At 50.4% G+C, this 13,952-nt stretch carries 10 protein-coding genes; 7 read left to right on the forward strand and 3 right to left on the reverse strand.

What is annotated here, in order from left to right; translation table 11 throughout:
- Window positions 1–5: 5 nt before the first annotated feature.
- The 7 genes from ACP26M_RS24835 to ACP26M_RS24865 all read left to right on the forward strand — a co-directional run bounded on the left by ACP26M_RS24835 (window position 6) and on the right by ACP26M_RS24865 (window position 10,082).
- Window positions 6–2,726, forward strand: a complete 2,721-nt coding sequence (locus ACP26M_RS24835; RefSeq protein WP_426584182.1) for a family 78 glycoside hydrolase catalytic domain — start codon at window positions 6–8, stop codon at window positions 2,724–2,726.
- A gap of 271 nt (window positions 2,727–2,997) precedes the next feature.
- Window positions 2,998–3,336 carry an exodeoxyribonuclease VII large subunit gene (locus ACP26M_RS24840; RefSeq protein ID WP_426589765.1) on the forward strand — a complete coding sequence of 113 codons (339 nt, stop codon included), beginning with the start codon at window positions 2,998–3,000 and terminating at the stop codon, window positions 3,334–3,336.
- Window positions 3,337–3,371: 35 nt separating this feature from the next.
- Entirely contained in the window at window positions 3,372–3,686 is a 315-nt protein-coding gene (locus tag ACP26M_RS24845) for an exodeoxyribonuclease VII large subunit (RefSeq protein WP_426589767.1), read from the forward strand.
- Window positions 3,673–3,882, forward strand: coding sequence for an exodeoxyribonuclease VII small subunit (gene xseB / locus ACP26M_RS24850; protein ID WP_426589769.1), 210 nt, complete (start codon window positions 3,673–3,675; stop codon window positions 3,880–3,882). Before ACP26M_RS24845 ends, xseB begins: the two co-directional genes overlap by 14 nt.
- 199 nt (window positions 3,883–4,081) lie before the next feature.
- Window positions 4,082–5,182 (forward strand): trypsin-like peptidase domain-containing protein, encoded by a 1,101-nt coding sequence (locus tag ACP26M_RS24855; protein ID WP_426584184.1) that lies wholly within the window; start codon window positions 4,082–4,084, stop codon window positions 5,180–5,182.
- Window positions 5,179–6,294 carry a hypothetical protein gene (locus ACP26M_RS24860; protein ID WP_426584186.1) on the forward strand — a complete coding sequence of 372 codons (1,116 nt, stop codon included), beginning with the start codon at window positions 5,179–5,181 and terminating at the stop codon, window positions 6,292–6,294. Before ACP26M_RS24855 ends, ACP26M_RS24860 begins: the two co-directional genes overlap by 4 nt.
- Window positions 6,291–10,082, forward strand: coding sequence for a phospholipase effector Tle1 domain-containing protein (locus ACP26M_RS24865; RefSeq protein ID WP_426584188.1), 3,792 nt, complete (start codon window positions 6,291–6,293; stop codon window positions 10,080–10,082). The genes ACP26M_RS24860 and ACP26M_RS24865 overlap by 4 nt, the downstream gene beginning before the upstream one ends.
- 3 nt (window positions 10,083–10,085) lie before the next feature.
- On the opposite strand, the gene ACP26M_RS24870 is transcribed toward ACP26M_RS24865, so the two are convergent.
- The 3 genes from ACP26M_RS24870 to ACP26M_RS24880 are packed head-to-tail and all read right to left on the reverse strand — an operon-like array spanning window position 10,086 to window position 13,858.
- Window positions 10,086–12,161: a hypothetical protein gene (locus ACP26M_RS24870; RefSeq protein ID WP_426584190.1), complete on the reverse strand. Its 2,076-nt coding sequence runs from the start codon at window positions 12,159–12,161 to the stop codon at window positions 10,086–10,088.
- A 45-nt stretch (window positions 12,162–12,206) separates the two neighbouring features.
- Complete coding sequence (locus ACP26M_RS24875; protein ID WP_426584192.1) at window positions 12,207–13,526, reverse strand: hypothetical protein; 1,320 nt, start codon at window positions 13,524–13,526, stop codon at window positions 12,207–12,209.
- Window positions 13,523–13,858: a hypothetical protein gene (locus ACP26M_RS24880; protein WP_426584194.1), complete on the reverse strand. Its 336-nt coding sequence runs from the start codon at window positions 13,856–13,858 to the stop codon at window positions 13,523–13,525. Before ACP26M_RS24880 ends, ACP26M_RS24875 begins: the two co-directional genes overlap by 4 nt.
- Window positions 13,859–13,952 lie beyond the last annotated feature (94 nt).

A 13,952-nucleotide genomic window follows, 5' to 3' on the forward strand; every position in this document is an offset into this window, starting at 1 on the left:
ACAAGATGCAAATTCGCTTTTTCAAACCCTGTAGTTTGGTATTTATTATTGTTTTTCTCTCAGGTAATTTTTTAAGCTTCAACCAGGTCAAAGCGCAGGCCGGAGCTTTTAGGCTTCAATGCGAACACCTTACTACGCCAATAGGCGTAGACGAACCTTATCCCCGGCTCTCCTGGCAGATTAACGACAGAACCAACGGTGCGGCTCAAACCGCCTACGCTGTTTTTGTCTCCAAAGACAGCTCCATGCTTAGTAAGGGAACCGGAACGGTTTGGAGTTCCGGGAAAGTATTGTCATCGCTTAGCCTGATAACTTACCAGGGGAAAGAGCTACAACCTTTTACCCGTTATTTCTGGAAGGTGCGGACCTGGGACAACAACGGTCACCAAATGACTGATAGTAAGCTATCCTATTTTGAGACAGGCATGGTCAAAGCGTCGAATTGGACCGGTGCGTGGATTAGTGACGGGGGCACTATTGATAAATCAGAAGCACCATATTTCCGTAAAGTATTTAAAGTAAATAAAAAGGTTCGTTCAGCGCGTGCTTATATAGCGGTCGCCGGACTGTACGAGCTATTTATTAATGGGCAGAAAATCGGAAATCACAGGCTCGACCCGATGTATACCAGGTTCGACAGGCGCAATCTTTATGTTAGCTATGATGTTACCGGAGCGATCCAAAATAGCGAAAACGCTATTGGTGTTGTATTGGGCAATGGGTGGTATAACCATCAATCGCGTGCCGTCTGGAATTTCGATCATGCGCCGTGGCGTGCCAGGCCTGCCTTTTGCCTGGACCTCAGGATAACCTATGACGATGGCACAACCCAAATTGTGTCAACAGATGAAACATGGAAAACCCACAGCGGCCCTATTGTATTTAATAGTATATATACCGGCGAACATTATGATACCCGCCAGGAAATCCCCGGATGGAACAGGATAAATTTCAATGACGGCCGATGGCAAGGTGCTAATTACCGGGCAGCGCCATCACAAAAGATCGTGAGTCAGCTCATGGTACCCATAAGGAATGTAGAGAAAATCCTTGCTAAATCTATCGTTAAGTTTAGTGATACCAATTATGTGGTTGACCTTGGAAGGAATATTTCGGGAGTAACCAAAGTACACCTTAACGGTGATAGCGGCACCGTAGTTCGCCTTACTCATGGCGAAAGGCTTTTTACAGCTGATGGTAGCAGAAAAGGCCACGTAGACATATCTAACATAGATGTGTATTACCGGCCAAAAGATAACAACGATCCTTATCAAACCGATATTGTTATTTTGAATGGCAAAGGGCCGGTAGACTTTATGCCAAGCTTTAACTACAAAGGTTTTCAATACGTGGAGGTATGCAGTAATAAACCAATTAAGCTCGACAAGGACGATGTAAAAGGCTACTTTATGCATAGTGATGTTGAGCAGGTCGGCCATTTAAGCTCCTCAAATCCCATGATCGATAAGCTGTGGAACGCTGCTAATGCATCTTATCTTTCCAACTTATTTGGCTATCCTACTGATTGTCCGCAACGAGAAAAGAATGGCTGGACCGGCGACGGTCATTTTGCGGTCGAAACAGGCCTGTTTAACTTTGACGGTATTTCTGTTTATGAAAAATGGATGGCAGATCACCGGGATGAGCAGCAACCCAACGGCGTTTTGCCCGATATCATTCCTACCGGCGGCTGGGGTTACGGAGATGCCAATGGGACAGACTGGACGAGCACTATCGCAATCATCCCCTGGAATTTATACATGTTTTACGGTGACAGTAAAGCTTTGGCCGCTAATTATGAGAATATAAAATCCTATGTCAACTATGTAAATAAGATAAGTCCTACAGGCTTAACTACATTTGGACGGGGCGATTGGGTTCCGGTAAAATCTTCTTCCTCCCTTGAATATACGTCGTCCGTATATTTTTATGTTGATGCTAATATCCTTACTAAGGCGGCCAGGTTATTCGGAAATAAAAAAGATGAGGAGTATTATGCGAAATTGGCAACAAAAATCAGGACGGCCATCAATAATAAGTATTTCGATAAAGTTAGTTGTACTTACGGCACCGGTGTACAGACCGAATTAAGCATGGCGCTGCAATGGAAAGTTGTGCCGGAAGAATACAGGATACGGCTTGCGGAGAACCTGGCGAAACGTGTAGCAAAAGATGGCATGCATATCGATGTTGGTGTACTTGGCGCCAAGGCAGTCCTAAACGCGCTCAGCGAAAATGGTCAAGGTGAAATAGCGTATCAATTGGCGGTGCAGAAGACTTATCCTTCATGGGGTTGGTGGATAGTAAACGGCGCTACTACCCTTTATGAAAACTGGGATGTTAGTGCAACAAGAGACATATCTCTGAATCACATGATGTTTGGAGAGATAAGCGCATGGTTTTTTAAAGCGCTTGGCGGAATTAATGTCGACGAAAGACACCCGGGTTTTAAAAATGTTTTGCTTAAACCCAACTTCGTTCAGGGATTAGATAGCTTTACTGCAAGCCATGAAAGTCCCTACGGCATGATCGTTTCCTCATGGAAACGTCAAGGCAGGGATATCATTTACGACGTGTCCATTCCCGCGAACTCAACGGCAGAGGTAACCTTCCCCGAATCCGATAAAGTTGAGATCAATTTGAACGGAAAATCGCTAAGCAGGAACGTCCCAGTCCACATAACATCCGGGTCTTATCGTTTCAGGATTGGCTATCCTGCATTATAAATAAGTAATGAGCAGTATTCGATAACTATAGCCGGATTGTTATACCACCCAAGCTTAAAACTACTATTAATAATTAGTTCAACGCTTCCTTAATTATTTTCAGTCTGGTGGAATACCAACTTAAACCATCCGCCAATTTGAGGCGCACTGGTGGAAATGCTCGCATTTGTTGATAATGTTCAGTTATCCTTTGTTGACCTAACTACTTACGTTGATTGTCGCCAAACATCAACGGGCTTGAAGTTACCAGTCGGAGACTGCCTTCCGCAAGATCTATGACAGTGGCGAACACTTTGATGGGATCGCCCTGATCCGCGGCGGCGGTTCGCCCGGCGACTTTATGCCCTATGATGATGAGCAATTGGCCATTGTCGTTGCGCGGGGCCGCTTTCCTGTCATCACGGGTATCGGTCACCACAACAACCAGGGCATCTGCGATATGCTGGCCGCAGTCCACGAGAAAACGCCCACAGCTGCAGCGCAGTTCCTGGTGGACCGCGCCTTTAGCTTCCGGCAACGGCTGGAGCAACTGGCAGGTCAGATCCGCGCGTCAACTTTAGAGGCGGTAAAACTCAAACAACAGCTGCCGGCGCTCGCCACGGCTGGCTGAATAAAAAAAGACAGACTTTCCAAACGACCGTCAGCCTGCTCGGCCCTCAGGCCGGTTATGCGATCAAAAGCCAGCAAAAGGAGATCAGCCGGATCGTAACAGCGCTTGGTCATCTACCTCAAAAGAACCCGCGAACTGCGCAGTCCAACTTGCAGCATTTGGCCAAACATATCGACAGCCTTGGCCCGCAGCGGACGCTTGAACGCGGATTTGCGATCATCAGCCGGAATAATGTAATTTTGAAGGATGGACAAAGCCTGGATAAAGGTGACACGGTAATGATCCGCTTCGCCAAAGAAAAAGCCGAGGCACAGGTCACTGATATCGATAAAAATAATAGAAACTCCTGAAACCTACGAAGCTGCTTATACCGAACTGGAAGCAATCTATAATGCCATCAGCAACGACACCGTTTCCGTCGATGAACTCGCTGAAAAGGTCAAGCGTGCCGCCTATCTTGTAGAATTCTGCCAGGCGAAACTCAAAAGTACCGAAGAAGAGATCGCCAAGCTCGTCGGGCAGTTGACCAAAACCGAACTGGAATAAGCAAATCTACATAGCTATCTACTTCGTATTGTTTTTGAAAAGGCGCCGCTTATTTTTCCTAAAGCGGGTATTATTCTGGTTTGGTAATGTAAAATAAGCCGGCTAATGCCCGCTCCTGTTGGAAATATTAAACTTTCCTGATATTTTTATAAGATATTCCTTGATGGAATATGTGACCACTAATCCTTTCACCTGTATCATGAAATTAAATGGCCCTCAACTCGGAAAATTGCGCAGGATCGTAACCGATCTTTATCAATACCCTGAACTTCAACGTACGCTCAGTGATCGCTTCGATCAGCAGTTGCATATATGGGTCGAATTCAATGCCGGTTACGAGACCCAGGTCCAGACCCTGCTGCAAAAGATCAACAATAAAGGCTGGATAGACCGGCTGATCAGCGGCTTCCAGGCCGATTTTCCCGAAGATGAGGCGCTTTTGAAGTTCATCAGTGAACTGGATATGCTGATCAGGCAGCCGGCAGCCCAACAAGGCGGGCGCCCCGGCCTGGAGCGTGTTTTGAATGCTGCACCGTCCATCAATCCCGCTAATTTCCTGGTAGGGCTGGCCCGTTGCAAGCGTTGTGTCTGCCGGATCGATATCAGCACGACCGAAGGCGATTTCTCCGGAACGGGTTTCCTCATTTGGAAGGACTTGGTGATCTCCAACTATCATGTTTTCCAGGAACTGATCGAGACACCGGAAAAGGTCCAGAGTATCCTTTGTAAATTTGATTATGAGCTATCCCCGGACGGCAATACGATCAATCCGGGCATGGATGTCCGCTTAGCGGCAGGGCAGCCGGTCATTGCTTACAGTAAATTTTCCCCGCTCGATGCCGATCCGCCCGAAAACATCGACGCGGCCTGGACCAAAGGGGAACTGGACTATGCCATCGTACGGCTCGAACGGGCTGTCAGTGAGGAGCCGTTCGGCATCAAGCAGGACCAAGTTTCACAGGCACCAGCCAGGGGCTGGATAGATATCACCAGCGTGACCGCATTGCCAAAGCCAGGCAATCCCATCGTCATCCTGCAGCATCCGGACAGCCGCCCGCTGGAGATGGTCATCGACCTAAGCGGCATAACCGCGCTTGACCCTTCGGCCTTACGCGTACGCTATTCCGTGAACACGGAAGGCGGGTCTTCCGGCTCCCCCTGCTTTGACGAAAAGTTCGGAGTGATCGCGTTACACAATGTCGGCGACCCTAAACAGTGGAAGCCAACTTACAACCAAGGCATACCCATGGTACGCATTGCTGAAGACCTTCGAAACAAACAAATAAGCCTGGATATATGAGACTATCGGATGAATTACGCAAGAGCTTGAGGGCAGCGATCATAGGCCACTTTTTGCCCGCGGATCTGGAATTGTTCACCAGTGACCACCAGGATGTGCTCGGGCCGACGTTCGAGCAGGTGACCTTCGGTGTGACCGGTTATGACAGTAGTGTCGCGCGCTACATTACGAGTTTGCAATCGGAAGGCAAGATAGAGGAATTGATCAAACTTTTGAAAGCACTGCCAGCCGGTGAACGAGCCGATTTCGAGGCGTTCTTCCAGCGGTTCGATCATTTCTACGAACTCAAAAACGATGAGTTCGGCCTGCGGGAGGAACATTTCGTCAGGCACATTCTTGACGACACCCGTCCCTTTATTGGCCGGAAAGCTTTCAGAAGAGAGCTCCGTAACATCTGTAATGAAAAACGGCGCTTCTTATTGAACATTAAGGGCCCCGTGCCTGAAATGGGGATCAGTTATCTCCAGTATTATCTGCGCAGCATCAGTACCGAATTGGGCTGTTTCAAATTCATTTACATCAATGCTAATCTTGAGATCTATCTCAAAAAGAAGGAAACAAAGGTGGTAACCGCAGCTGACCTGGCGGAACTTATCTTCGCGAATCTTTCTGTCAAGGATTTCACAATCACCGGTCCACTCAAGATCACGCCTTTTCTGACCCGTCTAAATGAAGCGATGAAGGTTTCGGGCGAAAAGTGGCTGCTTTACATCGATCAGCTGGACAAGGTACCAATCACTGAGGATGCACTGGAGCTAATCGCGGCCATGCCGGATAACCTTGACCTTCGCTGTCAGGTCTTGCTGGGCAATCTTTCCGACGAGCAGATCAAAAGCTGGCACTGGGATGTACAGCAGATCACTTACGAGCACCCGCTCACGAATTTCACGGATGCGAACATTGATGAATTCTTTACGGGAGCGTTCAGCCATATGAGCAAAAAATATGATTTCGGCATCACCAATGAGGCGGATTTCCTGGCTGGCTATCAGCAGGACATCCAAGCGGTCAAAGCAGACCTCGCCAATGTCCCGAATGTAACAGCGGTTGGCCGTAAAGTTGGCTCCTGGTTCAAAAAATTCAATGAAGACCTAATCGCAGCAGAAGAATGATGTCCGAAGAGAAACCGAGAAAAAAGGTAGACCTGCAGCTGCTTTTTAGCGCGAACAAGGATGTTTCCGTAGTACAACCCGTGACACTGCCACCGCACCTGTATGTGCTGGGCGCTGTATTGGTGGACTTCAGCCGGGCAGTCCTGCAGGAATTCGACCAAGCTATCTACGGACACCAGCTTAGCGATGAAGAATGGGCTCTGTTTGCAGAGCACCTTGTTAAGTTACCCTCAGATCCGCTTACGCCGGAGGCCGAAGTAACTTGGGTGCTCGCCGAATCAGAACGGGTTCGGGCCTTAAAAGGCGTCCAAAGCAGAGACGAACTTGCGCCCATCTTAACCCGTTTAACCGGAAGAACCGATTGCAATTTGATCGAGCAAATGCTGATCGCCTATTTGAATGGGATAGCCCCAGCGCCAAGGGCGCAGTCCCTGGCAGAACTATCAGCGACCTTTACGGTAAGGCGCTGGCTCCAGGACACCCTGTTCGGGGTCCCGGATGAGAAAACGATCAGCGTCCGCATGAAGCAAGAGGAGATCTTGGAACCGTTCCGTACGCTGACCAGCGATTTTAAAGGCCGAGTAGATCAACTGGCCCAGCTGGCGGATTACGTGGACTGGATCCCGGCCGGCAGTGCCTATGCCGGTACCCTGCGGGCTGCCAGGCACTTCCTGGGTGACGGGGACAGGCCTTTACTCATCCATGGCGAGGGGGGCGTCGGCAAATCAAGTCTCTTAGCCAAATTTGTCCTGGATCATTTGAATTTCGAAGGGCGGGCTTTCCAGTTACCCTTCATTTATTTCGATTTCGACAGGCCGGGATTATCCATAGCTGATCCATTTAGGTTGATCACTGACGCCTGCCGCCAGCTGGCGCTGCAGTTTCCGAACCAGGACCATTATTTTAATGAGATCAATGATTATATTAAAAATGAAAGGCTGAAGACCGATATCAAAAGCCGCAGCTCAGACCTGGAATACCTGTTCGCCCGCTATGCCGAAAACCTGATGAGCTCGCCGGCAGCGGGTCAACCGGTACTGCTGTTGCTGGACTCGTTCGAAGAATTGCAATACCGGGCCCAGAATATCGAGTTTATCGACTTTTTTAAGTTTTTAAGCACCCTGAAAAAATTGGTCCCCCGTCTGCGGGTGGTCATGGCCGGGCGTTCAGAGACCCTGAGCGAGATCAAAGTAGAGACCCTGGCGCTGGCCGATCTCGAACCATCGGTCGCCAAAGCCTATTTAAAGGACGCAGGTGTCAGCTCCGAAAAGGCGAATTTTATCGTTCGTGAATTTGGCGGTAACCCCTTAAGCCTAAAGGCTGCTGCCGGGGTCGTGCGGAACGCGCCCGCAAATACCCCGATAGAAACGCTGTTTCGGGATATTTCCGGTACCCTGATCCAGCAAAAGCTGATCTCGCGCAACCTTCATCACCTGCATGGGGATCCGCGCTTGAAACAACTCGCCATACCGGGTGTGGTCGTCAGGCGGTTAAGCCCGGAGATCATTCAAAAGGTCCTGGCCGGTCCTTGCGGATTAGGTGAGTTGACGATCAGCGATGCCGAACGTTTGTTCAAGGATCTGTGCAAGCACGTATTTATGATCGAACAACGCGGGGAAGTTTGGAGCTTTCGGCAGGACGTGAGAGAAAGTATGGAGCTGCTGATCAAAGAAAGCCCCGAATATCATGTTAACGATGTGCATCGTTCCGCGATCAGCTATTATGAAAACGCCCGGACAACTGAGGGGCGTGCCGAGTATATTTACCACCGCTTAAAACTGGGCGGCAATATTTTTGAGCTCATCGATCAGATCGATGCCGACATCAGGCCTTATCTGGAAACCTCGATCCGTGAGTTCTTGCCGGATACACAGATCGTATTGGCCGCTCGCTTTGGGACCGCTGTCAATTCGGACCACCTGGCTGTCGTTTCAGAAGAAACCTGGGCCTATTTCGTGCAGGCACAGGAACGGTCCGGGCTGATCAGCCGTGATGTCAGTTCCCTGGAAACCTGGGCACGTTGGTTCGCGCGAAGGCCCCGTTCCTATGACCCCAGGTTATGGCTGATCGAATGCCAGGTCAACGAAAGGCTGGGAAACCTGAATTTTGCGGAATGGTTTGCCACCGAACGATATTTTCAACGGCGGGACCCGGTATATGTGAAGATCATACTCTCTTTGGCCCGGACCTATGAGATCAACCGGATGTACGCACGCGCCGTGGAGGTGTTACAGGAGATCGACGCAATGGCAATGGTTAGTGATTGGCCGCTGCTGCTGGAGTATGTCCTGCTGCAACTGCGTAACAGCGCCCGGAGCGATCAGCCTTTCGCACGATATGATAGATTACCCCGGAAATTAGTGGAAGAATGCTTACAAAATTGTGATCATCCTGCAGATTGGCCCTTTATTTACCAAGAGGTCGCCCGCAGGAATAATTTACGCGACCTGATCGATTTCGTCAAACAGAATGAATTTTTGGGCGAAAAACAATTTGTGGACCGCTATCAGATCCGGGAAAAAGAAGCGGGCAGTTCTTCGACGCTGGAAAGACTGGTCCGCAGCCGGTTCAGTCTGACCCTAAAAGAGATCAGTATGCCCGGATCACTTAGAGCAGCCGCGCATGATGTCTCGCTTTTCGCCGAATTGGATGACCTGCTCAAGAACAGGATCTCCAGCAATGCAAAGGACAAGGCACCAAGTCTATCCAAACGCCTGGTCATTTGTTGCGATGGGCTTTGGTACCCCAGTTCCCAGACCAAGCGGGATATTTTGTTGAAGACCAACGTGGAGAAGCTTTACAATGCCCTGGTCAGTCAAACGCCTGACGGGATACAACAAGTCAGCATCTATGAACGCTGCGTGCTGGAACAACAAACGTTCTTCGGTAAGTTCCTCGGGCAACTCAGCCTTCAGGATATTAGGGAATCCGTCCGGAATATCTACTATTTCATCGTCTCTAACTATCAGCCAGGGGATGAGTTGTTCTTCTTTGGCTTCAGCAAGGGGGCCTACATCGTCCGTGCCGTGGTCGGCCTGATCCGCAAATGCGGTATACTCAAGCAAAGCGATTCGAAAAAGATCGAGGAAGCGATTGAACTTTATTTTAACAGATCCATCGTGGATAACGTAGACGGCAAGGAAGCGACCAAATTCCGTGGCGAGAATGCGCACCCCCTGCCGGAGGTCACGTTTTTAGGCGTTTGGGAAACGATCGGCGCGTTAGGGATCCCATTCTCTTTATTACAGATCGTCCAAAGAAGGTCTTATCAGTTCCACGATAATGTACTTTCCAGGATCGTAAAGAATGCCTATCAGGCCTTGGCGCTGGACGAACGGCGCGCCGCCTTCAAGCCGGCACTGTGGGCGCCAAGCCGGTCCAAAAAAGCAGCGGTCAATCAATTGGAGCAACGCTGGTTCGCCGGCACACACGCGGATATCGGCGGGGGATATGCGGAAAGCGGTTTAAGCGATATCAGCCTGCTTTGGATGCTCAGCAAAGCGCAGGAACGCGGGCTTTATTTCGACAACGCCTTTTTAGCCGGATTGCGGCCTGACCCATTGGCGGAGATCCACCGCTCGCTGACCATAGAAAGTTTCTTGTCGACGAGTATCCGGCAGCCCAAACTTGACAATGAAACGTGTCAATACATTGACGGCTCTGTCCTGCACCGCATGGAACAGGACAGGGATTACAGTCCATCGAATGTGGTCGGAACGGCGGCATATAAGCAGGCTTTGGGCGACCGGTTGATGGAAGACAATGATAAAATGTTCAAGGAGCTTTAGACGCTATACACTTACTTTATTGTTCAGCTGCGTAACCCCTTCGGCTGCGATATCGATCGTCATGGCACTCAGCATGATACCCAGGAATTGCTGCCAGGTGCCGATAAAAGTGGCTTCATAGGCCCGATAGGCGGCAGCGCTGATCAGCAGGATGAAAATGGCGTAACGCAATATGGCCAGCCAGATATAGTTCGACCGGATCTTGCTCAGCCTGATCTTGGTCAGCTCCGCTCCGGAAGCCGGCGACACGGCAAAGGTCAAGGGATCGCCCGCTGCATCCGGCGCTTCCGGCTTGAACCCGAGGAGTTTTTTCAATGAAAAAGCCCCTGATCTTTCCATGCCCCCTGCACTGCGATCGCTGGCTACCTGGTTGCCCGGAACTTTAGCGGCTGCCCAGGCTTTGTCCAGCTGATCCAATAAAGTACCGTCATCGGCGCTTGTCCGGGGCGGCACAGACAGGTCCCGGGCTATGTTCCGGATCATTTCGCTCCAGGCATTGAGCGCGTCATGAAAGGCAGGCACCCGTGCAGCCTTACGGTCAAGATCCTGGTATGCGTCAGCAACGGTGCCCAGGAATAATTCGGGAAAGTGCTGGAGATCATTTTCCAGTTTGACCAGTGCCCGGATCAGTCCCGGATAGTCAGTGCCTGTCAAAGTGGCCCCGGTCAGGCGCTCTTCATATTTGGCGCCTGCATCGGTTACCCAGGCAGGCAGTTCAGGCAGGTCCTTTGGCAGGTGACCGGCTAAGCGCAGGAAGTCAAAGAACGCAGCGACCTGTGCCTTTCGCAGCTGGATGCTGTCGGCAAGGTGTGCGTTCAGGTTCCCGAGGGCGAGGTTCGCACCGGACAGATCCTTTTGATCCAATCGTTCGCCGATCGTTATCAGGTCCTGGGTGCCGGCGGTCAGATAACGTTCGGCGCCGGGGGGGCGCAGCGCTTCCCGGGCATTGAGCAGGGTGATAATGGCCGCATTGATATTCACCGTGAAAGCCTGGCGTTTGATCTCGAAATTCGACCGGATGGTTTGGAGTTTTTGCGGGGTCTGGGTATGGTCGGCAAAAAAGCTGTCCAGTTCGGCAAGCGCGTCTGTCGTCTGTTTAAGCAATTCGTCAATGTCCTGCTTCATGGGCACATCTTGTATGTCCGCCTTGAAGCTTTCCAGTTCCAGTTTCAGCTGGGTCCCATTTTCTTCGGCCTTGGTATCGGCGATCTTCGTAGCCAGCGCCGTCTTCAAAAGGAAGCTCAGTAAAAGACCAAGTACCACCGCTACCAGGATCAAGCCCTTCCACTCGTTCTTAATGACCTTGAAACTTACTTTCACGGGTGCGCTCAAAGCCTTCGAATTGATGGTAGCCGTAAAATTGGTCTCACCATCCTTTAAGCGATCAGCTGCTTTCTGGTCGATCACATAGCTGAAGGACTTGGCCGTTCCGGCGGCTAAAGCCTTGTCGGTCTTTTTGAAGTCGAGCAGGTCCGGCCTGGGCTGATCAGGGATAAAGGCTACCGAAAAATTCAGGTCATTTACATCAGCTTTGCCAACGGTCTCCCGCAGTTGTATGGGTTCGCCGGAGCTTTTTCCGTTATCGATCTTGATCAGGTTCACTTGCACCAGGTTCTCCAGGGTTGCCGCCGGCCACGCGATGGTAAAGGGTACTTTGCCGGTCTTTTTAACTCCTGCCGCATCCGTATAATTGAACTGCACGGAGAGATCGTAATTGCCCGGCCGCGGAAGCTGGGCCTTATCTACCAGGACCTCCAATTGACAGAGGACTGCGTTGTAAGTGATCGTAAAAGCCCTTTTGAGATCAGCGGTCGCGCTTTTATTGTAGAGCACTACGGCGGGTTGCACCCCTTCCAGCCGGATATTCGCCGGATCCACATTCTCTGCTTTCAGCGGAATGACCAGTGTTTCCTTCATTTTGGCGTCGAGCGTTTCCACGGTCGTATTGCCGGCTATAGTTAAAGATTGCGCACGAGCACGCTGGGCGGTGATAAACAGAATTCCACTCAACAACATGGCTGCTACGAAGCCTTTTTTTAACAGCCCGGCCTGTACAGAGCCCTGATACAATGACATCATTTCCTTATTTTAGATCTTCGTTTTTAAATAGGTTGGTCCGCTACCTCAGAATAAGCCGGCAAAGGTCGACAGGGAAAGCTTGCCGACAATGCCAAAGGAAAGCCGCTGCAAAGGCTTCCGGAAGACCTGCTCTGCATCCGGTTTCATCTTCTCGTAATTGTTGTTCACATCCGGCAACTCGACATAAAAGCCGCCCAGGAATTTGCCGGTCTGCTGGAAGAAATAAAACCCGCAACCCACATCGAAGGTGTTCGGCATCAATGCCTTATCATGGGATACCTTCCAGCGCGCGTAAGGGTCGAACAGGAGGTGGTTGGTCGCCAGCGGATCGAGCTTAACGTTATAGAGCGCATCGAAACCGATCTCATCCATATGCAGGGTGCCATAGGTCCCCGAATAAGCGGTAATGTCCTTCTGCTCAGTGAGGGACTGGTTACCGCTGGTCAGCACCTTCTTAAAAGTGTAGGTTTTTTTACTGAGCAGATCAAAATTATTAGCGAAGGCATAGTCGTAGGTCAGGCCGAAAGTAAAAGGCCCATTTTGATAATTGACACCCAAACCGATCTTATCTCCCCGCTGGTTGACGTTCTGAAAGCTGTTGTTATAATTGACACTGTCCAGTTTGGTCATTTGCTTGAATTGCGAAGAGGAATAATCACCAAAGCCGTACACGAGGAATTGGGTGTAGGTTTTTGGGCCGGCGTCCGATAACTTTTTAAGTTCCGCATTGAAGCCGGCCAGGTCCGTTTTATATTGCGCCAGCATTTTGTCGGATACCGCCGTCAACTGTTTTTTGATCGTTTGCACCGAAGATTTGTCCGTGGCCGGATTGATAACCAGCGCATCGGTAATGCTCACCGTGATATCCGCTTTCCGCAGGACGTTCAGGAACCCTTTTTTGAATTTAGCCTGGTCAGGGTCGCTTTCATCACAAAGGGCCAGTGCCGCCTCATAGATCCTTACCCGGTAGTTCCTCAAAAAACGCTGATCATAGCGGGTCATCCGGTTGAGGATGAACTGTTCCTGCACGGCATGCGAACTGCTGGTGGCATTGGACCAAGACCAGCCGCCGTATATCCGGCCTGATGCCGAAGGCACCGCATCACCCTTACTTAAAAGTGTCGATACGCCCTCCTTATTCTCGCCTTGGGCGCTGAGGCCGAGGAACCAGGTGCTTTTATCACCGACCGTCCGCTGAAGATTGTTCCAGCCGATGCTGATGTCAGTTTTGGCAATATCGATGCCAATACTTGACCCTTTGAACAGGACCGTTCCCTCTCCGTCGGCCGTTTTGGTGATACCTTGTCCGTAACTTGCCTGGCAAAAAAAAGAGAGGACCGCGGCGAAACTGACGATCTTTTTCATGCGGAAGGCAAATTAAGGTCGTCGAATTGTGTGTGTACCTCGCCGCCGGAAGGGATCAGGACCTTGCCCTGGTCCTCGGTTAGCAGATCTTTCGTGCCTCTTTTAAGCGAGATACTGCCGGCGATGTTCGGTGCGCCAACGGCGTCCCAGGAAACATCGACGATACCGGTTACCAGTTCGGCATCGATCGTGCCCTCGGCGACAACCGGGGCATTGCCTGTGATATTTTTGTACAGCTGGTCTTTGTTCAGCTCAGCGGTATGAACCCGGAGTTTGGTGAACGCTATCCCCTCGGGGTGCGTCAGTTTGAATTTGAAGGTGATCTTGGCCATGATGATATAGATAAAGGTTAATTGTAGGGTGCGAACAGCGACGATCTACTTTCCTTTCAGCAAGCATCAAAACAGGCCCAATGATCATCGGTTG

The organism is Mucilaginibacter sp. R-33, from assembly GCF_049949235.1.
Taxonomy (GTDB): Bacteria; Bacteroidota; Bacteroidia; order Sphingobacteriales; family Sphingobacteriaceae; genus Mucilaginibacter.

Excerpts from the sequence above, each read along its gene's own strand:
- ACP26M_RS24875 (WP_426584192.1), bottom strand. The coding sequence starts at position 13,526 with ATGAAAAAGATCGTCAGTTTCGCCGCGGTCCTCTCTTTTTTTTGCCAG.
- ACP26M_RS24880 (WP_426584194.1), bottom strand. The coding sequence starts at position 13,858 with ATGGCCAAGATCACCTTCAAATTCAAACTGACGCACCCCGAGGGGATA.
- ACP26M_RS24835 (WP_426584182.1), top strand. The coding sequence starts at position 6 with ATGCAAATTCGCTTTTTCAAACCCTGTAGTTTGGTATTTATTATTGTT.
- ACP26M_RS24870 (WP_426584190.1), bottom strand. The coding sequence starts at position 12,161 with ATGATGTCATTGTATCAGGGCTCTGTACAGGCCGGGCTGTTAAAAAAA.
- ACP26M_RS24865 (WP_426584188.1), top strand. The coding sequence starts at position 6,291 with ATGATGTCCGAAGAGAAACCGAGAAAAAAGGTAGACCTGCAGCTGCTT.
- ACP26M_RS24855 (WP_426584184.1), top strand. The coding sequence starts at position 4,082 with ATGAAATTAAATGGCCCTCAACTCGGAAAATTGCGCAGGATCGTAACC.
- ACP26M_RS24860 (WP_426584186.1), top strand. The coding sequence starts at position 5,179 with ATGAGACTATCGGATGAATTACGCAAGAGCTTGAGGGCAGCGATCATA.